Genomic DNA, 21,481 nt, shown 5'->3' with positions numbered 1-21,481 from the left:
GACAAAATGAGTTCAATACAGGAATCCCGCACTATTTCCGTACGTGGCGCGAGAGAACATAACCTGAAAAACGTCAGTGTTGATTTACCCAGAAACGAACTCGTTGTTATCACAGGCCTCAGTGGGTCCGGCAAGTCGTCTCTCGCCTTTGATACGATCTACGCCGAAGGACAGCGACGTTATGTCGAATCCCTTTCCGCCTATGCTCGCCAGTTCCTGGAACTGATGCAAAAGCCGGATGTGGATTCTATCGAAGGACTATCGCCAGCGATTTCAATCGAGCAAAAGACAACGTCCAAAAACCCACGCTCTACCGTTGGTACTGTCACAGAAATTTACGATTACCTGCGCCTTCTCTTTGCCCGGGTTGGCATTCCCTACTCACCGACAACGGGCCTTCCCATTGAAAGCCAGTCCGTCAGCCAGATGGTTGACAAGGTTATGGAAATGGAAAGTGGTACCCGCCTCTATCTGCTTGCGCCAATTGTCCGGGGGCGTAAAGGCGAGTACCGTAAAGAACTGGCCGATTTACAGGTTCGAGGCTTTCAACGCGTCAAAGTTGACGGAGAGCTTTACGAAATCGGCGACGTTCCCGCGCTTGATAAAAAGAAAAAGCACGACATCGAGGTTGTTGTTGACCGTGTGGTGGTCAAGGATGACATAAAAACACGTTTGGCTGACAGCCTGGAAACCGCATTGAACCTTGCCGATGGCATCGCCTTTGCTGAAAACGCCAAGACAGGTGAACAGACAATTTTCTCGGCCCGTTATGCCTGCCCGGTATCAGGTTTTACCATTGACGAGATTGAACCCAGACTGTTCTCTTTCAACAATCCCTTTGGGGCCTGTCCCGCCTGTGACGGATTGGGGAAAACCCTGATCTTTGACGGTGATCTGATCGTACCGGACCAACGTGTTACCCTAAAAGAAGGGGCCATTGCTCCCTGGGCAAATTCGACTTCTAAATACTATTTGCAAACCCTAAAAAGTCTTGCCGAGCACTACGGCTTTGCTCTTGATCTCGCCTGGAACGACCTACCTGAAAAAATCAAAAAACTGCTTCTGCATGGTTCAGGTAAAGAGGTCATCGAAATAACCTATACAGATGGCAACCGAAGCTATCAGACCAAGAAGCCTTTCGAAGGCATTATTCCCAACATGGAAAGACGTTTTCGCGAAACCGACAGTGACTGGGTTCGCGAAGAGCTGTCAAAATACCAGACAAAACAGCCTTGCCAGACATGCGATGGGCATCGCCTCAAACCGGAAGCTCTGGCCGTTAAAATTGGTAAAAAACACGTTGGCGAGATTGCCCAACTTTCTATTGCCGAGGCTGAAAAATGGTTCAATAAACTCCCGGATATTCTCAGCGACAAGGAAAATGAAATTGCGGTCAGAATTCTCAAGGAAATTAACGAACGCCTCTATTTTCTGGTAAATGTCGGCCTTGATTACCTGACACTTTCCCGTTCTTCCGCAACCCTGTCGGGTGGTGAAAGCCAACGCATTCGACTGGCCTCGCAAATTGGGTCGGGCCTGACCGGGGTTCTCTATGTACTGGACGAGCCTTCAATCGGTCTGCATCAGCGGGATAATGCCCGACTGCTGGAAACACTGCGTCGTTTGCGAGATTTGGGTAATACTGTTGTTGTAGTCGAACATGATGAAGACGCTATTCGAACCGCAGATTACCTCGTAGATATGGGGCCGCGTGCCGGAACCCATGGTGGGCAGGTTGTCGCCTGTGGCTCCCCCAATGAAGTCATGGCAACAAAAGAAAGTTTAACCGCGAAATACCTGACGGGTGAATTGGCAATCAACCTGCCGGAACAGCGGCGCAAAGGCCACAAAGGGCAAACCATCAAAGTCCTCAAAGCCAATGAGAATAACCTGAAGAATGTTTCTATTGATGTTCCCCTTGGAACCTTTACCTGTATCACGGGCGTTTCCGGTAGTGGGAAATCAACACTCATTCTGGAGACACTCTACAAAGCGGTTTCCCGGAAACTCCACAATGCAAAGGGACAACCCGGAAGCCACGATGCCATCGAAGGGTTAGAGTTTATCGATAAGGTAATTGATATCGACCAATCCCCTATTGGCCGAACACCACGATCAAACCCCGCGACTTACACTGGCGCATTCTCTCCGATCAGAGACTGGTTTGCCGGCTTGCCCGAAGCGAAAACCCGCGGATACAAACCCGGACGCTTCTCTTTCAATGTAAAGGGCGGGCGTTGTGAAGCCTGTCAAGGCGATGGTGTTATCAAGATCGAGATGCACTTCCTGCCCGATGTTTATGTTGAATGCGATGTCTGCAAGGGTAAACGCTATAACCGCGAGACACTTGAAATTCTCTATAAGGGCAAATCCATATCTGATGTCTTACAGATGAACGTAGATGACGGACTGGAATTTTTTAAGGCCGTCCCTTCGATACGGAACAAGCTGGAAACACTTCAAAGAGTTGGCCTTGGCTATGTGCAGGTTGGTCAGGCAGCCACAACACTTTCCGGCGGGGAAGCCCAGCGCGTTAAACTGGCAAAAGAACTCTCCAGACGTGCAACGGGTAAAACACTTTACATTCTGGATGAGCCGACAACAGGTCTGCACTTTGACGATGTAAAAAAACTGTTGGAAGTCTTGCAAACCCTGGTTGATCAAGGCAACACCATCCTGTGTATTGAACATAATCTTGAAGTCATCAAAATTGCCGACTGGATTATCGACATGGGTCCCGAGGGCGGAGACAAAGGCGGACGCGTTGTCGCGACAGGAACACCGGAAGATGTCGCCAAGACGAAGGGTAGCTACACAGGTGAATATTTAAAACCTTACCTGAAGTAACAAAAAAGGCCGGATAGAAAACAAGCTATCCGGCCTTTTTCAATAAATCAGATTAATAAATCATACCTTTATTTGATCATCCAGCGTATAGATCTCACGTACTTCTTCGATCCCGCGCAATGTGTGCTCGCCCATTGGCATGCATTTCCGTCCGACGATTTCGGCAAATTCCTTACTCATCAAAATGCGCTTACCAAGGTCTTTGGTCAGTGCTTCCAATCTGGCAACCTCGTTCACCGCAGGACCAACCGTTGTGAACTGAAGCCGATCAGGCAATCCGATATTGCCGAACATCACATTACCAACATGCAAACCAAGACCAAAAGAGGCCTCGCATTTGCCATTATCACAGGCACAGGCATTAAGTTCCTTGATACGTTCCACCGCATCATGGGCTGCTTTTACTGCCATTTCCCCGGTTTCTGCCTGTGTTTTATCTTCTGAGAACGGAAAAATGCCCAAAACCGCATCACCGATCAGTAATAAAACGTCTCCGCCATTATCAATAATGGCCCCAGCCGTACTTTCAAAATACCCATTGAGCAGATCCAGATAATCCTCTTCCGGCATCATATCTGCCAAGGCGGTCGAATTTCTGAGATCACTGTACCAGATAACCGCATGAATTTTTTCACCGTCCCCACGTTGGATTTGCCCTTTGAGAACCCGTTGTCCCGCATTACGGCCTAGATATGTTGTTGAGATATTATGGGCAATTTGCTGGGTAATAATAACTTTACAGGCAACAGCCAAACGGTTTTGCACGCGAATAAGCGATTTGATATCTGTATCACTCAATCCCGCTTTAATGTCACTCGACCAGGTTCCCAGAATGCCCCTGCCATCTGTATCACCCAGAGATTCCTGATCAAAATGGATCGCGTAACACAAGACATCTGTATAACCATCGTCACGAAGATCTTCCATAAGCTTAAAGTCATGGATAGCACCTTCGCCAACTAAACGTCGTCTCAGCAAGCCGATCTCTTTACTCAACATGAAATAGAACGGACTTCTGCGCCATTCTTCAGAGCCGGAACTTTCGTGTGACATACCGACCGTTTTCACGCCGTTACCAAGCTCCCAGGTCAACCCCATGGCGCTGTATAGAGGATGCAGAGTACGAAAAGCGATATATCCGCGAGCAATAGGTAACCCCGCAGACCTCAGCCTTAGGCAGCAGCCTTCGAATAACGCTTCAATCGTCGTATCACGAAGTGCCTGCGCCATTACCCAATCAACCACAGAGCCGATCAGACTGTCTTCATCGCCACCACGCCTTACGCGATCATCAATTCGTTGCATGAAATTAAAGAGCTCCGGTTTATTGTGTTATTATTACGGTCTGAGAAAGAAAATATATTTATTTAAAACATATGGGTGCAAAGCAGCTTTTTAGTAGATATAACACAAAAAATTTTATTATTGCAGGCGCAATGAATAGTAAAGAGACAATCATGAGCAAGAGTGACCTAAAAGAGATCCACGTCGTTGGCGGTGGTATGGCCGGAACAGAAGCAACCTGGCAAATCGCACAAGCAGGCGTTCCCGTAGTTCTTCATGAAATGCGTCCGGTTCGGAAAACAGAAGCACACCAGGGCGAAGGTCTTGCCGAGCTGGTCTGCTCCAATTCTTTCCGGTCAGATGATTATGAAAATAATGCTGTTGGTCTGTTGCACGAAGAAATGCGCAGAATGGACTCGCTCATCATGTCCTGTGCCGCAAAACATATGGTTCCTGCGGGTGGTGCTTTGGCTGTTGACAGAAACGACTTTTCAGACGAAGTCACCAAGCGCTTGGAAGATCACCCCCTCGTGACCATCAAACGCGAAGAGGTTTCAGCCCTTCCCCCTGAAGAGTGGGATTCTGTCATTATCGCCACAGGACCTTTGACATCCGAAAGCATGAGCGAGGTCATTGCTTCAATCACCGGGGAAGAGTACCTCGCCTTCTTCGATGCAATCGCCCCCATCGTGTACAAAGATTCCATCAACTTTGACAAGGCTTGGTTCCAGTCCAGATATGACAAGGTTGGACCCGGCGGCGATGGCGCCGACTACATCAACTGCCCGATGAATAAAGAACAATATGAAACCTTTATTCAAGCCTTGATCGACAGTGAGAAAACAGACTTTAAGGAGTGGGAAGAAAACACTCCCTATTTCGAAGGCTGCTTGCCAATCGAAGTCATGGCAAGCCGAGGTGTTGAAACACTCCGTTTTGGTCCCATGAAGCCCGTTGGATTATCAAACCCGCACAGCGACGAGGAACCCTATGCTGTTGTTCAACTGCGTCAAGACAACAAACTGGGCACCATATATAATATCGTTGGTTTCCAGACCAAGATGAAATACGGCGCGCAAATGGAAATTATTCGTGCAATTCCAGGTCTTGAAGAAGCTGAGTTTGCCCGCCTTGGGGGCCTTCATCGTAATACTTTTTTGAAATCACCTAAGCTACTTGATCATTCTCTGCGCATGAAGCCAATGCCGCGCCTCAGATTTGCCGGGCAGATTACCGGTGTTGAGGGATATGTGGAATCAGCCGCATCAGGTTTGATGGCCGGGCGATTTGCCGCTGCGGAACGTTTGGGCAAAGATCTGCCCGCCCCCCCAATTACCACGGCCCACGGCGCACTGATAAATCACGTCACAGGCGGCGCTGATGCAAAAACCTTTCAGCCCATGAATGTGAATTTCGGGATTTTCCCAAACATTCCAAAGGGACCGGGTAAAAAGCTTAAAAAGAAAGATCGTAAGCCGCTTTATTCCAAGCGCGCACTGGAAGATTTAAAAACCTGGCTGGATGAAAACCAATAGAATTGGGAAACCAGTTTACTCAGTTTAAAAGGTCGCTTTGGTGAGCGACCTTTTTATTTAGTAACGTCCCCAAATATTGGCCCACATAAGCTGCCACGTCGCAGACGTCTTTGGGTGATGAAGTGCCTTATCAAAAGGATTATAACCATTGGCTTCTAATTTTTTGATATACTGATCTGCCAACACACCCAGTAATAGCAGGGATTTGACTTGCTTGGGTACTTCCTTTGAAAGAACACGCGCCTGAATTAGGTGGTTCTTGACCGCCATCGTTAAAACCTTGGTAATCTCGCATAGCTCTGGTGAGGATTTTAACTCAAAAAGCGTAGCCGTGTTCAGTTCACACTGACTAATAAGATCTTGGGGTAAATAAATTCGTTTTTTTGCAGCATAAAAGGGCGTAGCTCTAACAATACCAAGTAATCCCCAGGCTATCCCCATAGACCGACAAACTTGATCGAGAGACGCTGTTGTTTTCTTATCCAAACTTGTTTTATTAATGACGATATCGCTTGCCAAAGCCAGCAGTTCCGAAGACGTTTTTCGAACGTACTTTTCCAAGGCTGACAAATTTTGCGGGACCGCCTCTTCTAGATCAAATTCTCTGGCATTTATAAACTCATCAAGTTTATTACGCTTTAGCTCATGCTCGGTCACGGCTTTGGCTAATGCTTCAACAACAAGATGTTTCCGAGGTTTTCCCTCGTAAATTCCTTCAATAGCTTCTCGCCACCATTGCAAACGAATCATTCCCGTTAAGGGCTCACTGACAACTTCAGCAGTCTTGGCTATTTCCTGATTGAAAGCATAAAGGGCAAAAAGATTTTCCCGCACAGTATCCTTTGCAAAAAGACAGGTTAAATAACGATCATAGTCGTTCTTTTTAATGTCTTCACCACAATAGGAAAGGCCAGTTTCATTCGACATATGATAAGCGCCTGCGAAAATCTTAATCAACTGCGATCAAAGCAGCGGCAACATTCCGGCCCTCGGAAAGAAGGACGTTATAGGTGCGACAGGCAGCACCTGTATCCATAGCATCTACAATTAGACCTTTTTCTTTCAAGCTATTACGGAAAGCAGGTGTAATAAATTCACCTTTGGCTCCGCACCCGATAATCAATACCTCTATCTCGTCTGCCTTTTCGACAAAAGAACTGAGGGTTTTCAAAGATACTTCGGAAAAGCGCTGAACGGACCAGGATTCAGTCAAATCCGGTAGTACCAAAATTGAACCTTCATGGTAATGGTCGGATACCATGAACCGACCATTACCATATTTTTCAATAACCTGTTTTCCTTCTGGAATTTTAAGCGAGACTTCCACGAAGGTTAACTCCTAACTGGCTTTGTCATTTTCCTGAACGAGTTCGATCTTATCACCGTTCTCGTCCACAAGTCCCTCTTCCTCTTCTTCAGGAATAGAGGATCTGACGTTCGTTGCAAAAAGCAGTGGAACAGCAAGCCCGACAGAAGAATAGGTCCCGATGGTAACACCCCAGATAAGTCCAAGGCTCAACCCTCTGATGACTTCGCCACCAAACACAAAGAGTGCGATAAGGGCAAGTAATGTGGTAACAGATGTCAATACGGTCCGGGAAAGTGTTCTGTTAATCGACATATTGAGCACGTCGATTACTTCCATCTTTTTATAGCGGCGTAGTTCGTCACGCACACGGTCAAAAATAACAACCGTATCGTTGATCGAATAGCCCGCAATCGTCAAAACAGCCGCAAGCGTCGCCAGATTGAATTCGTACTGTGTCAGGGCAAAGAAACCGATTGTCGTAATAATATCGTGTGTCAATGCCATCAAGGCAGCAACCGAAAATTGCCATTCAAACCGGAACCAAATGTAAAAAGCGATCCCCAGTAAAGCAAAAAGCGTGGCTAAAGCCCCATCTTCTTTAAGTTCAGCACCTACCTTTGGACCAACGAACTCAACACGGCGATATTCTTCAACCGCAGCCCCCAGTTCGTCCTTGACCAACTGAATGGCTTTCATCTGTTCTTTTTCATCACCATCCTGTTTCTGGATGTTGATCAAAACATCTGTTGGCGCACCAAATTCCTGTAAGCTAATTTCACCCAGACCAAGCGAACCAATACGAGATCTTAGAGAGGACAAATCTGCAGGTTCCGATGTTCTGATTTCAATCAGAATACCACCCCGGAAATCGACACCAAAGTTCAATCCTCGTGTTGCCACCAACACCAGGGACAAGGCAATCATAAGAGCAGAGAAAGCCATAAAGAGCTTTCTTTTGCCCATAAAGTTGATGTTAAGATCTGTCGGAAGCTTTTTAATTAACGCCATTATTCCAGCCTCCTCTTATATACCAAGCGATTGCGGCCGACGGCGGCGCAACCAGGTCACAATAAGCAATCTTGTAAACATAATCGCTGTGAACATAGATGTAACAATTCCGATGGTCAGTGTGACGGCAAATCCTTTGATCGGCCCTGTCCCAAACTGGAACAGCAAAACAGCCGCAATGAGGGTCGTAATATTTGAATCCAGGATCGTTGCAATCGCCCGTTTATAACCTGCATCGACCGCCATAACCGGTCCCCGACCATTTCGTATTTCTTCGCGAATACGCTCAAAAATAAGTACGTTGGCATCCACGGCCATACCAATCGTCAACACAATCCCCGCAATCCCCGGCAGCGTAAGTGTCGCCTGAAACAGCGACAGAACGGCGACAATCAAAACAAGATTCGCAACCAGTGCAAAATTCGCCATGACACCAAACAGGCCATAAGCTGATCCCATAAAGATCAGCACAAGCACCAGGCCAATGATACTCGCAATCTTACCTGCATTGACTGAATCTTCACCAAGCCCGGCACCAACTGTACGTTCTTCGAGAATATCAAGCGGCGCAGGTAGAGCACCAGCCCTGAGAAGTACAGCGAGTTCTTCTGCAGATTGCGGTGTAAAGTTACCTGAAATGATCCCATTACCCGTTAGGATTGGAGACCTGATAACAGGGGCTGAAATAACCTTGCCATCCAGAACAATGGCAAAAGGACGGTTTACATTTTCCTGGGTTACCCGCGCAAATCTTTGCGCCCCTGTTGTATCAAAAGTAAACGAGATAACAGGCTGAGCATCCTGGAAAGTTGACTGTGCGTCGATCAGGTTTTCGCCACTTACCATCACCCGTTTTTTAATAACGTAACGTTGTGGTTGGCCACTTGCCTGTGTTTCTTGCGACAACATAATTTGTGAACCAACAGGTGCCTTGCCTGAATAAGGGTCAGCATTTTGATCAACCAAGTGGAACGTCAACTTCGCAGTTTTACCGATCAAGCGCTTAATTTCATCTGGATCTTTAACACCCGGCACCTGAATTAGGATACGGCTTTCACCTTGTCTCTGCAGGCTGATCTCTTTTGTACCTGTTTCATCCAGACGTTTCCGAAGAACTTCAATTGACTGGTTAATGACCGCAATTCGGCGCTCTCTCAGGACTTGATCACTGTATTCGGAAATAACCTTGGCATCATCTGTTGAAATCAATAATCCCGGGTTATTTTGAAAAATCATCTGGCGGACACGCCCGATCATCTCTTCACTTGCATCGCGCAATGTAAAGACTGCGGCTTTGCCTTCGACACCCAGATTCTGATATCCAATGCGTTCAGAACGCAGGTTTGCCCTGATCCCTTCAACCAAATTCGTTAGCTGTTCTTCTTCGACAGCTTCCAAATCAACTTCCAGCAAGAGATATGAGCCACCCTGAAGATCAAGCCCCAGGTTAATTTGATCACTCGCGACCCAATCAGGGAACGTTTCAAGAGTTTGTTCTTTGAACAAGTTCGGCATGGCATAAAAAATACCGAGAACAAGAACGCCAATAACTGCAAAAATCTGCCACTTGGAAAACTGAACCATAACGGGCCGTATTATCTGTTAAATATGAAATAAACCTGCTCTGGATATAGAACCAGAGCAGGTAAAAACCACCTCTAAAGATGCTTTTTTATAAATTTTCCTCTCAAAGGAAAACTAAGAGCAGCTTAATCTTTAGATTTTTTGTCTTTTTCTTTGTCGTCGTTTGCAGATTTATCAGCAGGCTCTGTCTTGCTGATAACACTTGCAATCGTGCTCTGAATGACAGTGATACGAACGTTTTCAGCAATATCAACCTGAACTTCGCCACCGTCTTGAACTTTTGCAACAGTTCCAACAATACCACCAGCAGTGATAACTTTATCACCACGACGAATGGCATCAATCATCGCTTTTTGCTGTTTCATCTTCTTGCTTTGCGGGCGAATAATCAGAAAATAGAACACCGCAAAGATCAGAACGAGTGGGAATAGTGTCGCAAACAATTCACTCGACGAACCAGCACCACCAGCTGCCTGGGCATAGGCTGTGGAAATCAACATTAATCCCTCCAAAACTTAAGAACTTGGAATCGGTTGCCAAGCAACCCCCCAAAAAAAATTACCCGCGGACTATAACTGTCTGGCCCGGAAATGCAAACGAACAGAAAAACAAAGAAAACCTCATGGCAAGACAGAGCATTTGACTGACTTGGGTACGCTCGCTAGGGTTCGCAAAATGATCGACAGCCAGTTCGTGCGCCGGAGTAATTTAAATGACTGATTCTAAAGACTTATACCCAATACTCGAACGTATTGCTACGGCACTCGAGAAACTATCCCCACAACAACATAGTGTCCCGGACCTTTCTTTGGCAGATGCCTATGTATGGCAGACTAATCCAGATACTTTGGAACCTGTTGAAGATGTGAATCGGGTTGATTTTGATCTACTCAAGGGAATTGATCGCCAAAGAGAATCTCTTTTGAACAATACACTGCGATTTGTCGAAGGGTTTCCCGCAAATAATGCGTTGTTATGGGGGGCAAGAGGCACGGGAAAAAGCTCAATTGTCAAAGCAGTTCATGACAAGGTCAATTCACTCGCAAAGAAGAGAAATTTCGACAAAGTGACACTTGTTGAAATCCACCGTGAAGATATCCCTTCTCTACCAAGGTTATTGAAAATTTTAAAAACGTCAGATCGTCCCTGTATTCTTTTCTGTGATGATCTAAGTTTTGACAGCCAAGATGATACCTACAAGTCGCTCAAAGCTGTCCTGGAGGGAGGCATAGAAGGTCGCCCGAGAAACGTACTCTTCTACGCGACGTCAAACCGCAGGCACCTTATGGCCCGTGATATGATCGAAAATGAAAGATCGTCGGCCATTCATACTTCTGAGGCAACAGAAGAAAATGTTAGCTTATCTGATCGTTTTGGATTGTGGCTAGGTTTCCACAATTGTGATCAGGATACTTTCTTTGCCATGATCGAAGGCTACGTCGAAAAATACGGTATCAAAATTGATCAAGAGGCACTTCATGCCGAAGCCCGGGAATGGTCGGTTACTCGCGGGTCCCGATCTGGCCGTGTTGCCTGGCAGTTTATACAGGACCTCGCCGGACGCATGTCTATCAAGATTCCCTGAGCAAGATTCCCAGAGAAAAGTGCCTTGAGAAAAGTTCTCTCAAACAAATCTAATTGGTTAAAAGCTTGTTTGGATTGACGGCTTGGGAGCCTTTGCGAATTTCAAAGTGAAGTTGGGGTTTAGAGACATTGCCTGTACTGCCAACCTTGGCGATATCTTGCCCCCGTTTCACCCGTTGACCGCGTCCAACCAATAGCTGATCCGTGTGGGCATAGGCTGTCACCCATCCATCAGAATGCTTGATCAACAACATTTGTCCAAAACCTTTTAGCTCACTTCCCGCATAAACGACCACACCATTCTCTGCTGCTTTAACAGGTGTCCCACGACGCGCAGAAATATTGATACCATCGTTATGTATGCCACCTTCTTTTGGGCCAAAAGACGAAATGACCTTCCCCTTAACAGGGCGCAGGAAATTACTGAATGATCGCGGCAACGGTTTGGGAACCGGGCCTGTAAAGTTTTTGGGGCTATCAGGAATAGCATTTCGAACAGGTGTTTTGGGTGACGATTTCTTATTATTTTTAGTTGTTACATTTGGACTATTCGTCACCGGAGAAACAGTCGCGGAACGTACCGTATTCCCCTCTCGTAACGCAGGTAAATTCAAACGCTGCCCGATATACAGAGCATAAGGTGGGTTAATTTTGTTCAGCTTTACCAGCGCCGTTGTCTCGACACCATAACGACGAGAGATACTATAAAGTGTATCCCCGGCAATCACGACATGTTCTTTCGAAACCGGTAGCTTGATAACCTGCCCAACCAATAGCTTATAGGGCGGGGAAAGCCTGTTCAGGATAATAAGCTCGCGAATAGAGACCCGGCGTTTTCGCGATATGGAATAGACTGTATCGCCGCGATTTACTGTATATTGAGTCGTTGAAACCTGCGACGGGTCATTCAAAGTCTGCGACGTCGTTCTTGCCTCTTGCACAACAGGCGATGAGCTGCTTTGCCGAACCTGCCTTCTTGGGTTTCGTTTAGGCAGCGGAATATTTTCTGGTAGCAATGCAGGAATTGAGACACCCGCAACCCTGCCTGTCGCCTGCCCCGTGTCGGAAGGTTTCGGAGGTGGCGTTGGTTTTCTCTTTGGTAAAATAGAAGGTGGATAATTATAAACTGTTGCCGTCGTCGTTTTCTTTGTTGTGGTCGTCGTCGGAAACGAAGATGGATTTATCGTACACCCGTATAGCCCTGCGCTTAACAGTATAAATCCTAATTTTAAAGTTGATAAGCTGGTCCGGTTAAACATCAAATTAGTTACGAGCGTTTCCTGTACAACACACCGCCAAAGCCAATCAGCTGTCCTTTGGCATTCCATGAACAAGAGGCACAAAACGCACCCCTCCAAGGTTTTCGTGATCAAACCCGCTTTCTGTCCGCGTAATTCTGATCAATTCCTGATTATTACCTTGTGATCCCAACGGTAAAACAAGAATACCACCAATTGCCAGTTGCTCAAGCAGAGCTTCGGGAATTTCCTTTGGTGCAGCTGTGATAATTATGCGTTCAAACGGTGCTTGCTCTTTCCACCCTTTGTAACCATCCCCTAGCTTTGTGGTCACATTGTGGAGACGTAAATTTGTAAAGCGTTCTTCCGCCTCGCCCAATAGCTCCCGATAACGTTCAATCGTATAAACACGCCGACATAAACGCGACAGGATTGATGCCTGATATCCAGAGCCCGTACCAACCTCGAGAATCTTCATGCGTTTGGTTACAGAAAGCGCCTGGGTCATCATCGCAACAACCTGCGGCTGACTAAGGGTTTGCCCCCGACCAATGGGAAGCGCCATATTTTCATAGGACTGATCTTGAAAAGGTCCGGGGACAAAGGCCTCTCTTGGAATACGCTCAATTGCCGAAAGAACGCCAGTATCTGAAATACCGCCGCGCCTTAGTTCCATAATAAGTCTGATTTTTCGTGCTTCCAGACTCATGGGAACAAAAATCCCATTTTCTTCAAAACAGCATTATCTGTCAGGTCGTATTTCAGCGGTGTAACCGTAATGTATCCATCGGCTATTGCTGTCAGATCTGCATTGGGAACCGAGGTATGATGACTGATAAACTGTCCAACCCATAAATAAGGTCGCCCACTGGGATCATTCCCTTCTACGACTGTTGTGCCCTCGTCGCGATGTCCTTGGGCACAGACCTTAATACCTTTGACCTGATCAGCAGGAATGCCCGGGAAGTTCACATTGAACAACAGATTTCCAGGCTCAGACCATGTCGCAAGCTTCGCAATGATATCAGGTGCAAACTTGGTGACTGTATCCCAGTGAAAGAGGCTTTCATCCTGATCATCAGGCCTCAAGCTTAATGCAACGGATCTCGCACCAAGGATAGCCCCCTCCATAGCAGCAGCGACAGTACCTGAATAAATAACATCTTCCCCCAGGTTTGCCCCGACATTTACGCCAGACAGAACCAAATCAGGAGACTTGTCAGCCATCAGATATTTCATGGCCATCAGAACACAGTCTGTTGGTGTCCCATCAATAGAATAGCGCTTATCGCCTAGCTTGCGTTCGCGCAAGGGACGTCGAAGGGTCAAAGAATGACTGGAGGCCGATTGTTCTGATTCTGGCGCGATGATCCAGATATCATCAGATAGTTGTCGAGCGATATCCTCTAGAACAGATAAACCTTTGGCGTGGATACCGTCATCGTTTGACAAAAGTATCCGCGCATTCGCAAGGTTTTCTAAGGTCTTAGTCATTCAGGCGAATACTTTCTTTACCCCCCATGTATGGTCTAAGAACCTCAGGAACAGTGATAGAACCATCAGCCTGCTGGTAGTTTTCCATCACTGCAATCAAACAACGTCCAACTGCCACACCAGAACCGTTCAAAGTATGAACAAAGGCTGGCTTCTTGGTTTCCGTAGATCTGAAACGGCCGTTCATACGACGCGCCTGAAAATCGCCACAGGTAGAACAGCTGGAAATTTCACGGTACGCATCCTGTCCCGGTAACCAGACCTCGATATCATACGTCTTACGCGCGCCAAATCCCATGTCGCCAGTACACAGGACAACGACACGATAATGCAGCCCCAGTTTCTTAAGAACATCTTCTGCGCAACTGGTCATCCGCTCCAACTCATCATCGGATTTATCCGGATGAACAACAGAAACCATTTCAACCTTATCAAACTGGTGCTGACGCAACATACCACGGGTATCACGTCCGGCTGAGCCAGCTTCGGAACGGAAACACGGCGTTAAGGCAGTCATACGCTTTGGTAGTTCATCTTCCTTTAGAATTTCGCCAGCAACTGTATTCGTCAACGGCACCTCAGCAGTTGGAATAAGCCAGAATCCTTCTTCCGTCTTGAAAGAATCCTCGGCAAACTTTGGCAACTGCCCGGTCCCATACATGACGTGATCACGCACAAGAACAGGTGGAACAACTTCTGTATAGCCATGCTCATCAACATGCATGTCAATCATGAATTGTGACAAGGCACGGTAAAGACGGGCAACACTTCCCTTAAGCACCACAAATCTGGATCCGGACAATTTTGCGGCAAGCTCAAAGTCCATTTCACCAAGCTCTTCACCCAGTTCAAAGTGCTGCTTTGCTTCAAAGCCCAGTTCAGGTTTATCACCAACGGTGCGGACCAGAACATTATCGTCTTCGTCTTCGCCAACAGGCACATCATCTTTTGGGCGATTAGGAATACCAGCCAGGATCGTTTTAATCTGATTACCCAGATCAGATTCAGCCGTCTCTTTTTCAGACATACCTTCTTTGATACCCGCAACCTCTGCCATAAGGTCCGACGCATCCTCGCCATTACGCTTTGCAATACCAATTTGTTTCGACGCTTCATTACGGCGTGCCTGCATTTCCTGCAACTCGGCCTGTAACGCACGATGCTGTTTATCCAGGTCCAGAATCTGGGCAGACATTGGTTCCATATTACGGCGCTTAAGCCCCTCATCAAAAACGTCAGGGGTTTCGCGGATCAATTTTAGGTCATACATGGGTATCTCTGTCCTTGTACTGAGAGAGACAAATTTCAATTAAAACGAATGTACTTATCAACAGGGTATACGTAAGTCTGAAATAAGCAAAATCTCGCTGCTAAAGGCCTTTAAAAGGTTTCGGTTTCAGTCTACGAACTTATCTTAATCAGATGTAACGTCCGTCGACTCAGCATCTTCTTCCTCGGCGCGTTTGCGTTCCACCATTTTTGCCATCAGGATCGAGACTTCGTACAAAAGTACAATCGGAATAGCCAACGCCAATTGGCTCAGAGGATCAGGCGGCGTAAAGATAGCGGCAACAATAAAGACGCCAACAATTGCATATTTACGCTTTTCAGCCATTCCCTTGGACGATGCAATACCAACTTTTGCCAACAGTGTCATCAAAACAGGTAACTGAAAACAAAGACCAAAGGCAAAAATCAACTTCATCATTAGCGAGAAGTATTCATTAACCTTGGCTTCCAATTCAATCGCAATTGAACTTTCGGAACCTTCGACCTGAAACGCGAGAAAAAACTCTGCCGCGAGTGGGAAGATCACAAAATAAACCAAGGCCCCACCAACAAAAAATAGAATAGGTGATGCAATCAGAAACGGCGCAAAGGCTGATTTTTCATTCTTGTATAGACCCGGCGCAACAAACAACCAGATTTGAGACAGGAAAATAGGGCAACTGATAAAAGCACCAAAGAAGAATGCAACTTTTACGTAAGTAAAAAAGACTTCAGTAAGGTCCGTAAAAATCAGCCTTTGATGACTTTCACTAACCGAATTTTCCCGCATAACTTCGGCCAAAGGTGCCGCAAGGTATTCAAAAAGCTGTTCAGCAAAAGCAAAACAGGCCAAAAAAGCGACCAGCAAAGTGACAACACTCCACAACAATCGCCTTCTAAGTTCAATCAGATGCTCAAGTAACGGCATCTTCTGTTCTTCGGTTGTATCACTCACTGCTTAGCTGCTTTTTGAAGAAGTTGTATTATCTACCTGAACTGCCTCAGGTTTCACTGTTTCTGAAGTTTTCACAGACTCAGTTGTCGCCGATGGTGTGTCTGCAAGTGGCTTTTGAACAGAAGCAAAGGGATTGTGATCTTCTTTGTCTTCCTTCGTTATTGCTTCAACACCGTCTTTGACTTCCTGTGTTGTTTTGGTTAGCGCCTGTGTTGGATCAATAACATCCTCAACCGTTTTGCGGATTGATTCGCTATTGGCCCCTTCCAGCGCTTTTCTTGCATCCTGAAGATCAGACTCGCGAATAACCTCATCGACACCGGATTGAAATTCCCGGGCAAGCCCCTTTGCCTTACGTACCCATTTAGAAACGTTGCGAAGGGTATTCGGCAGCTCTTTTGGCCCCATTATCAAAAGGGTAAGAACTGCAACGACCATCATTTCCGACCAACCGATGTCGAACATTGGTTACTGCTCCCTAGGAATTACGGATCCCTGAACACACATGGACCTAACAAAACAGTCTGAGAAGACTGACTTATGCTTTGTCTTTGTCTTCAGAGATTGTTTTGCTTTCTTCCTGATCAGAAGCAGCTGTATCTTTATTTTCTTCTTTGAGGCCTTTTTTAAAGGCTTTAATGCCTGAACCAGCATCGCCCATAAGTTTGCTGAGCTTTCCGCCCCCACCAAAGAGAACCAAAACAACAACTAAAACAATCAGCCAATGCCAAATGCTGAACGCACCCATTACTCTCTCCTTAGAGACAATTACCTTTAATCTGTAGGGACTATGGCAAAAAGAAAAGGCGCAAGCAACGATTCATACGCCATGAGACAGAGTGTTTTAGTCGTCAGCTGTATTTTGTTTCGATTGTTGTGATGAAAAGACAAAGGTCAGGCGTTTATCCAATTCGAGAACACAGTCATTACCGGCAAGTGGAACAGCGTGGTTATCAAGCCGAGCTTTTACATAAAGATCATTGGATAAGCTATTGGAAATTTTAAAATCTACAAGGTTTGACTTCCCAAGCATTCGTGATTTAAGAACACTGGCTTCAACCCCTGTTCCATTGACTTTTTCGCCAATAACAATCCCTTCATGTCGCACCAATACATCTACGACAGTGCCGTGGCTCATATTTGGCACTTCAAGCGCACCAAAGGGCGTGACGACATGTCCGTCATTACAAACGCCTTTAAATTCGTTCACTTCACCAAAAAAATGTGCAACGAAAGCATTTGCCGGGTTCGTGTAGAGTTCATTAGGCGGTGCAAATTGAACAATCTGCCCCTTGTTCATTATGGCGACACGATCCCCCATAAACATCGCTTCTTCCGGGTCATGAGTCACCATCAAGGTGGCAATGTTATTTTCCTTAAGCACCCTGAGCGTTTCCTCTCGAACCTGATTTCTAAGCCTGACATCAAGGCCAGAAAAAGGTTCATCCAACAAAACCAGCTTCGGACGTGGAGCGATTGCCCGGGCCAGAGCAACCCGCTGTTGCTGCCCACCTGACAGGGTGTGCGGATAAGAATGGAGATAATCGGCCATACCAACCTGAGCCAAGGTTTCTCGCACCCGTTCTTTTCTTTCGGGGGCCGAGAGATGTTTCAATCCAAATTCAATATTTTTCGAAACATCCAAATGGGGGAAAAGAGCGTAATCCTGAAAAACCAGACCAACACTTCTTTTTTCAGGCGGTAAATCAGCCTTATCATTGGCAACAATGGCTTCATCCATTGTGATCTTCCCAGATTGTAATCTTTCCAGCCCCGCAGCCAAACGAAGGATAGTGGTTTTACCACATCCGGATGGCCCCAACAGGCATACGAACTCACCAGCATCAATCGACAGATTAACATTGTTCACAGCTGACAGGGCGCCAAAGTTATGGCTTACATTCTCTAAACAGAGGGCCGACATTTAGTAACCGTCTAAATTCATATACAATCTTTGCAGCAACCTCGCAGAACTGCAGTTAAAAATCAATATCAACTGACACCTTAATCCAAAATGTCGCAGCAAGTTGATTGATTTCTTTCTTTTACAGGTAATTTTTAAACAGGAAGTGAAGATTGTTCGCTTTCTTCATCCGCCAAATCTTCACCAAACTCATTGCTCAAGTGATCATCACCTTTTTCCAGATCGACGCCATCGCCCGATACAGACAAAAGGTCACCATGATCACCAAGGGCAGTAATCGCAGGTCTTGCATCAAGAAGCCCGGCAACTTTCAATTCATCGAAACCGGGTAGATCATCCAGACTTTCCAAAGCAAAGTTATCCAGAAAAGCCTGACTGGTCGCCCAGGTAACCGGCCGTCCGGGCGTACGTCGTCGCCCCTTTGGTTTGACCCATCCAATTTCCAAAAGCGTATCCAATGTTCCCTTGGATAAACTGACCCCCCGGATTTCTTCAATTTCTGCTCTTGTCACCGGTTGATGATAGGCAATGATTGCCAGTGTTTCGACGCCCGCCCGTGTCAATTGTTTGGACTGGCTCTGCTCAACCCGAAGCAAAGGCGCCATATCAGGTGCCGTGCGAAAAGCCCATCTGTCTTCAACCTTAATCAGATTAACGCCGCGATTTTCATAATAGGATTTTAATTCTTCCAAAAGGGGCTTCAGATCTCTGTCTTTTTGGAAGTGCCTAGAAAGTTGTTCAACAGATACCGGTTCCGTAGATGCAAAGAGTAACGCCTCCAAAAGCCGAAGGTCATCAAAGCGCGTTTCCATATACCCCCCTTTCCTACCAAACAAAATTAATTTCAGTTAACGGCAACTAACCGCGTCTTGTTATCGTGCCGTCTTTGATATAGATCGGGCCATAGATTTCATCCTGCCTCAGATCAATTTGTCCCTCTCGGCACATTTCCAGACTGGCCGCAAACAAAGAAACAACCGCAGATCGCGCAAGAATGCCCTGCTCCACTTTAACTGGCAAAAAACGACTAAGATTCTGCCAATCGGGAATAGTGCCCAGAAAAGCAGACAATCGCTTGATCGCCTCATCCACAGAATGAAGCTCCATGTGCTCGATAAGAAGACTTTTTTCTTCAGTCCGCATCTGGCTGTTTGCATAGGACTTCAAAAGATCAAAGAGCGAGACGTCATAGCTTGTTTTATGAATGACCCCGGTATTTTCCGGCAAGCCGCGCGCGAAGAAATCAATGCCAAGCTGCGGTCGTGACATCAAGGTTTTGCCAGCATCCTGCATTGCCTGCAATCGCTGCAATTGGAATTTGAGGGCCGCCGCCAGTTCAGCCCCGCTGGGTTCTTCTTCACCTTCTGGTTCTGGCAGAAGCAATCTCGATTTCAGATAGGCAAGCCAAGCCGCCATCACCAAATAATCTGCGGCAAGCTCCAGCCTTAGTTCATGAGCCTGCTGAATAAAATTTATGTACTGATTAGCAAGCTCAAGAATGGATATCTGTGTCAAATCAACCTTTTGATCCCGCGCCAACTGCAGCAGAATATCAATAGGTCCCTCAAAGCCATCCAACTCCAGAACAAGCGGATGAAGGGCCTTTAGCCCTTCCGACTGTTCTGACCTGTCATCTTCTTCAAAGGGAAGTGTTTCTGACACTGATTTCCTTTAAGCAGCTAAATAATGTTTAGATTTGCAATAGCCTGAAAAAAAGGAAGCATAGCATGAATAGATTCAATTATCACATAGCTGATTAAATTCAGGTCCATGCCAATTTGACGGCCAATCATCGGGAGAACAAAAATCAAGCCAATCAGAATAATCATGCCGTACTTTTCCAAGCGGGAAAACGGAATAGCCAATGATGTTGGCAAAAGCCCGGTTAAGACACGACCGCCATCGAGCGGCGGTATCGGCAGCATATTAAAAACAGCCAACATTAAGTTAATTTTGATTGCATTTTCAAGATTTTGCCCAACCCAATCCGCAGCAACATCAGGCACCAATCCGAAAACGGCAAAGCCAAATGCCGCAATCAAGGCAATCAAAATATTTGATGCAGGCCCAGCCAAGGCCACAAAAATCATATCCCTTTTTGGGTTGTTTAAGCGTCCAAAAACAACAGGCACAGGCTTCGCCCACCCCAAGATAAAAGGAGAGCCAATAAATATCAGCATACTCGGGAGCAATATTGTACCAAACGGATCAATATGCTTCGCCGGGTTCAGGCTTACTCTGCCGAGCTTTGATGCCGTATCATCCCCAAGAAGACGTGCGGCATAGGCATGTGCAGCTTCATGGAGAGTAACCGCCAACAGAACAGGCAACACCCAAACTGATGCACCTAAAAGAAACTCGTTAATATCCATGAAAAGAAAATACCTGTGTTTTAGAAATGGATAACCCTGAAATTCAGAGCCAATGATTTACGACCAGTAAGGGGAGATTATTTCTGTAAGTTCATCAAGTGTATCATTCCACTCAATATCGTTATTTTGGCGCAGTTTCCAAGCCAAATCCAAACGCCCTTCCTTAGCGGTGTCAATTTGCTGTAGCCCCTTGGCAACAGACATCATTTCCTGCTGATCTCCGTTACAATGCAGAGCGAGGTCACAGCCAGCAGTTAGCGCAGCCTTTGCTCGCTCTTCATAAGTACCTGCCATAGCCTTCATCGACAGATCATCAGACAATAAAATGCCACCAAAGCCGATTTCATCACGAATCACTTGCTGGATCACTGTTGGCGAAACCGTCGCAATATGATTGGGATCTATCTCTTCGTAAATAACATGAGCCGTCATCCCCCAAGGCGCTGAATTCAACAGCTTAAAAGCCTTGATATCATGACTTGAAAGCTCGTCCCGCTGCGTATCAACCCTTGGCAGCTCCTTATGGCTGTCAACCGTCGCACGACCATGTCCGGGCAAGTGTTTGATGACAGGCATTATCCCGCAGTGAAGGAAGCCCTCAATAACCTTTGCGCCTATGGTCGAGACCTTTTCTGGTGTCGCCCCGTAGGACCGATCCCCGACGATTTCGTGTGCGCCCGGTATTGTCAGATCCAAAACAGGTGCACAGTCAGCGGTTATGCCAAGCTCATTGAGTTCATAAGCAATCAAACAGACATTGAGATAAGTCGCGCGAAGCGCTTTCTCCCGGTCTTGATCAAATATCTGCCCAAAGATAGCTGCAGGTGGCGTCTTGCGCCAATGTGGTGGGCGCAAACGGGCAACACGCCCGCCTTCCTGATCAATCAGAACAGGCAGATCATCATTACCAGAAAGCGATTTTAGCTCAGAAACAAGGTTTCTTATTTGATCGGGGTTGTCACAGTTTCGGGCAAAGAGAATATAGCCATAGGGCTTAACCTCGGAAAAAAAACCTTTTTCCCAGCCTGTTAAGCTATGGCCTTCACAGCCAAAGATAACTGAATTCAACCCCACGTTC

General features: G+C 46.4%; 21 protein-coding genes. 3 read left to right on the top strand and 18 right to left on the bottom strand.

Annotation, left to right across the window (positions count from 1 at the left end):
- The first annotated feature begins 6 nt into the window (after positions 1 to 6).
- Complete coding sequence (uvrA, locus tag WH95_RS07830) at positions 7 to 2,847, top strand: excinuclease ABC subunit UvrA (RefSeq protein WP_046505259.1); 2,841 nt, start codon at positions 7 to 9, stop codon at positions 2,845 to 2,847.
- Between the two features lie 60 nt (positions 2,848 to 2,907).
- On the opposite strand, the gene WH95_RS07825 is transcribed toward uvrA, so the two are convergent.
- Positions 2,908 to 4,152, bottom strand: coding sequence for an adenylate/guanylate cyclase domain-containing protein (locus WH95_RS07825; RefSeq protein ID WP_052741866.1), 1,245 nt, complete (start codon positions 4,150 to 4,152; stop codon positions 2,908 to 2,910).
- 152 nt (positions 4,153 to 4,304) lie between these two features.
- Here WH95_RS07825 and trmFO point away from each other — a divergent pair, with 152 nt between their 5' ends.
- The gene (gene trmFO / locus WH95_RS07820) at positions 4,305 to 5,666 is read left to right on the top strand and encodes a methylenetetrahydrofolate--tRNA-(uracil(54)-C(5))-methyltransferase (FADH(2)-oxidizing) TrmFO (RefSeq protein WP_046505446.1); all 1,362 of its coding nucleotides are present in this window, start codon (positions 4,305 to 4,307) and stop codon (positions 5,664 to 5,666) included.
- A 57-nt stretch (positions 5,667 to 5,723) separates the two neighbouring features.
- On the opposite strand, the gene WH95_RS07815 is transcribed toward trmFO, so the two are convergent.
- The 5 genes from WH95_RS07815 to yajC all read right to left on the bottom strand — a co-directional run bounded on the left by WH95_RS07815 (position 5,724) and on the right by yajC (position 10,067).
- Positions 5,724 to 6,593 (bottom strand): phytoene/squalene synthase family protein, encoded by an 870-nt coding sequence (locus tag WH95_RS07815; protein ID WP_046505256.1) that lies wholly within the window; start codon positions 6,591 to 6,593, stop codon positions 5,724 to 5,726.
- A gap of 22 nt (positions 6,594 to 6,615) precedes the next feature.
- Positions 6,616 to 6,993: an Mth938-like domain-containing protein gene (locus tag WH95_RS07810; RefSeq protein ID WP_046505253.1), complete on the bottom strand. Its 378-nt coding sequence runs from the start codon at positions 6,991 to 6,993 to the stop codon at positions 6,616 to 6,618.
- Between the two features lie 12 nt (positions 6,994 to 7,005).
- A complete protein-coding gene (gene secF / locus WH95_RS07805; RefSeq protein ID WP_046505250.1) occupies positions 7,006 to 7,983 on the bottom strand; it encodes a protein translocase subunit SecF in 978 nt (325 codons plus the stop codon).
- Between the two features lie 15 nt (positions 7,984 to 7,998).
- Positions 7,999 to 9,567 carry a protein translocase subunit SecD gene (secD, locus tag WH95_RS07800; RefSeq protein ID WP_046505248.1) on the bottom strand — a complete coding sequence of 523 codons (1,569 nt, stop codon included), beginning with the start codon at positions 9,565 to 9,567 and terminating at the stop codon, positions 7,999 to 8,001.
- 125 nt (positions 9,568 to 9,692) lie between these two features.
- Positions 9,693 to 10,067: a preprotein translocase subunit YajC gene (gene yajC / locus WH95_RS07795; RefSeq protein ID WP_046505245.1), complete on the bottom strand. Its 375-nt coding sequence runs from the start codon at positions 10,065 to 10,067 to the stop codon at positions 9,693 to 9,695.
- A 212-nt stretch (positions 10,068 to 10,279) separates the two neighbouring features.
- On the opposite strand from yajC, the gene WH95_RS07790 reads away from it, so the two are divergent.
- Positions 10,280 to 11,152, top strand: coding sequence for an ATP-binding protein (locus WH95_RS07790; protein ID WP_046505244.1), 873 nt, complete (start codon positions 10,280 to 10,282; stop codon positions 11,150 to 11,152).
- 49 nt (positions 11,153 to 11,201) lie between these two features.
- On the opposite strand, the gene WH95_RS07785 is transcribed toward WH95_RS07790, so the two are convergent.
- The 12 genes from WH95_RS07785 to nagZ form a co-directional block, all read right to left on the bottom strand.
- Positions 11,202 to 12,494, bottom strand: a complete 1,293-nt coding sequence (locus WH95_RS07785) for a M23 family metallopeptidase (RefSeq protein ID WP_157845916.1) — start codon at positions 12,492 to 12,494, stop codon at positions 11,202 to 11,204.
- Positions 12,457 to 13,098, bottom strand: coding sequence for a protein-L-isoaspartate(D-aspartate) O-methyltransferase (locus WH95_RS07780; RefSeq protein WP_046505242.1), 642 nt, complete (start codon positions 13,096 to 13,098; stop codon positions 12,457 to 12,459). Before WH95_RS07780 ends, WH95_RS07785 begins: the two co-directional genes overlap by 38 nt.
- Positions 13,095 to 13,883, bottom strand: a complete 789-nt coding sequence (surE, locus tag WH95_RS07775; RefSeq protein WP_046505240.1) for a 5'/3'-nucleotidase SurE — start codon at positions 13,881 to 13,883, stop codon at positions 13,095 to 13,097. The genes WH95_RS07780 and surE overlap by 4 nt, the downstream gene beginning before the upstream one ends.
- Positions 13,876 to 15,153 (bottom strand): serine--tRNA ligase, encoded by a 1,278-nt coding sequence (gene serS, locus WH95_RS07770; protein ID WP_046505238.1) that lies wholly within the window; start codon positions 15,151 to 15,153, stop codon positions 13,876 to 13,878. Before serS ends, surE begins: the two co-directional genes overlap by 8 nt.
- Positions 15,154 to 15,297: 144 nt before the next feature.
- The gene (gene tatC, locus WH95_RS07765; protein ID WP_046505233.1) at positions 15,298 to 16,107 is read right to left on the bottom strand and encodes a twin-arginine translocase subunit TatC; all 810 of its coding nucleotides are present in this window, start codon (positions 16,105 to 16,107) and stop codon (positions 15,298 to 15,300) included.
- Between the two features lie 3 nt (positions 16,108 to 16,110).
- Positions 16,111 to 16,572: a Sec-independent protein translocase protein TatB gene (gene tatB / locus WH95_RS20500; protein ID WP_052741864.1), complete on the bottom strand. Its 462-nt coding sequence runs from the start codon at positions 16,570 to 16,572 to the stop codon at positions 16,111 to 16,113.
- A gap of 73 nt (positions 16,573 to 16,645) precedes the next feature.
- Positions 16,646 to 16,855 carry a twin-arginine translocase TatA/TatE family subunit gene (locus tag WH95_RS07755; protein ID WP_046505231.1) on the bottom strand — a complete coding sequence of 70 codons (210 nt, stop codon included), beginning with the start codon at positions 16,853 to 16,855 and terminating at the stop codon, positions 16,646 to 16,648.
- Positions 16,856 to 16,951: 96 nt separating this feature from the next.
- Positions 16,952 to 18,031, bottom strand: coding sequence for an ABC transporter ATP-binding protein (locus WH95_RS07750; RefSeq protein ID WP_046505228.1), 1,080 nt, complete (start codon positions 18,029 to 18,031; stop codon positions 16,952 to 16,954).
- A 134-nt stretch (positions 18,032 to 18,165) separates the two neighbouring features.
- Positions 18,166 to 18,843, bottom strand: coding sequence for an SMC-Scp complex subunit ScpB (gene scpB, locus WH95_RS07745; RefSeq protein WP_046505226.1), 678 nt, complete (start codon positions 18,841 to 18,843; stop codon positions 18,166 to 18,168).
- 46 nt (positions 18,844 to 18,889) lie between these two features.
- Positions 18,890 to 19,693: a segregation and condensation protein A gene (locus tag WH95_RS07740; protein ID WP_046505222.1), complete on the bottom strand. Its 804-nt coding sequence runs from the start codon at positions 19,691 to 19,693 to the stop codon at positions 18,890 to 18,892.
- A gap of 17 nt (positions 19,694 to 19,710) precedes the next feature.
- A complete protein-coding gene (locus WH95_RS07735) occupies positions 19,711 to 20,403 on the bottom strand; it encodes a site-2 protease family protein (protein WP_046505219.1) in 693 nt (230 codons plus the stop codon).
- 57 nt (positions 20,404 to 20,460) lie between these two features.
- Positions 20,461 to 21,477, bottom strand: a complete 1,017-nt coding sequence (gene nagZ / locus WH95_RS07730) for a beta-N-acetylhexosaminidase (protein ID WP_046505217.1) — start codon at positions 21,475 to 21,477, stop codon at positions 20,461 to 20,463.
- Positions 21,478 to 21,481: the final 4 nt, after the last annotated feature.

It is taken from the genome of Kiloniella litopenaei, assembly GCF_000982415.1.
GTDB lineage: Bacteria > Pseudomonadota > Alphaproteobacteria > Kiloniellales > Kiloniellaceae > Kiloniella > Kiloniella litopenaei.
The sequence above is the reverse complement of the archived record's forward strand: the minus strand, read 5'-3'. Positions and strand labels throughout refer to the sequence as shown.

Excerpts from the sequence above, each read along its gene's own strand:
- uvrA (WP_046505259.1), top strand. The coding sequence starts at position 7 with ATGAGTTCAATACAGGAATCCCGCACTATTTCCGTACGTGGCGCGAGA.
- WH95_RS07825 (WP_052741866.1), bottom strand. The coding sequence starts at position 4,152 with ATGCAACGAATTGATGATCGCGTAAGGCGTGGTGGCGATGAAGACAGT.
- trmFO (WP_046505446.1), top strand. The coding sequence starts at position 4,305 with ATGAGCAAGAGTGACCTAAAAGAGATCCACGTCGTTGGCGGTGGTATG.
- WH95_RS07815 (WP_046505256.1), bottom strand. The coding sequence starts at position 6,593 with ATGTCGAATGAAACTGGCCTTTCCTATTGTGGTGAAGACATTAAAAAG.
- secF (WP_046505250.1), bottom strand. The coding sequence starts at position 7,983 with ATGGCGTTAATTAAAAAGCTTCCGACAGATCTTAACATCAACTTTATG.
- secD (WP_046505248.1), bottom strand. The coding sequence starts at position 9,567 with ATGGTTCAGTTTTCCAAGTGGCAGATTTTTGCAGTTATTGGCGTTCTT.
- yajC (WP_046505245.1), bottom strand. The coding sequence starts at position 10,067 with ATGTTGATTTCCACAGCCTATGCCCAGGCAGCTGGTGGTGCTGGTTCG.
- WH95_RS07790 (WP_046505244.1), top strand. The coding sequence starts at position 10,280 with ATGACTGATTCTAAAGACTTATACCCAATACTCGAACGTATTGCTACG.
- WH95_RS07780 (WP_046505242.1), bottom strand. The coding sequence starts at position 13,098 with ATGAGTCTGGAAGCACGAAAAATCAGACTTATTATGGAACTAAGGCGC.
- surE (WP_046505240.1), bottom strand. The coding sequence starts at position 13,883 with ATGACTAAGACCTTAGAAAACCTTGCGAATGCGCGGATACTTTTGTCA.
- serS (WP_046505238.1), bottom strand. The coding sequence starts at position 15,153 with ATGTATGACCTAAAATTGATCCGCGAAACCCCTGACGTTTTTGATGAG.
- tatB (WP_052741864.1), bottom strand. The coding sequence starts at position 16,572 with ATGTTCGACATCGGTTGGTCGGAAATGATGGTCGTTGCAGTTCTTACC.
- WH95_RS07755 (WP_046505231.1), bottom strand. The coding sequence starts at position 16,855 with ATGGGTGCGTTCAGCATTTGGCATTGGCTGATTGTTTTAGTTGTTGTT.
- WH95_RS07750 (WP_046505228.1), bottom strand. The coding sequence starts at position 18,031 with ATGTCGGCCCTCTGTTTAGAGAATGTAAGCCATAACTTTGGCGCCCTG.
- scpB (WP_046505226.1), bottom strand. The coding sequence starts at position 18,843 with ATGGAAACGCGCTTTGATGACCTTCGGCTTTTGGAGGCGTTACTCTTT.
- WH95_RS07735 (WP_046505219.1), bottom strand. The coding sequence starts at position 20,403 with ATGGATATTAACGAGTTTCTTTTAGGTGCATCAGTTTGGGTGTTGCCT.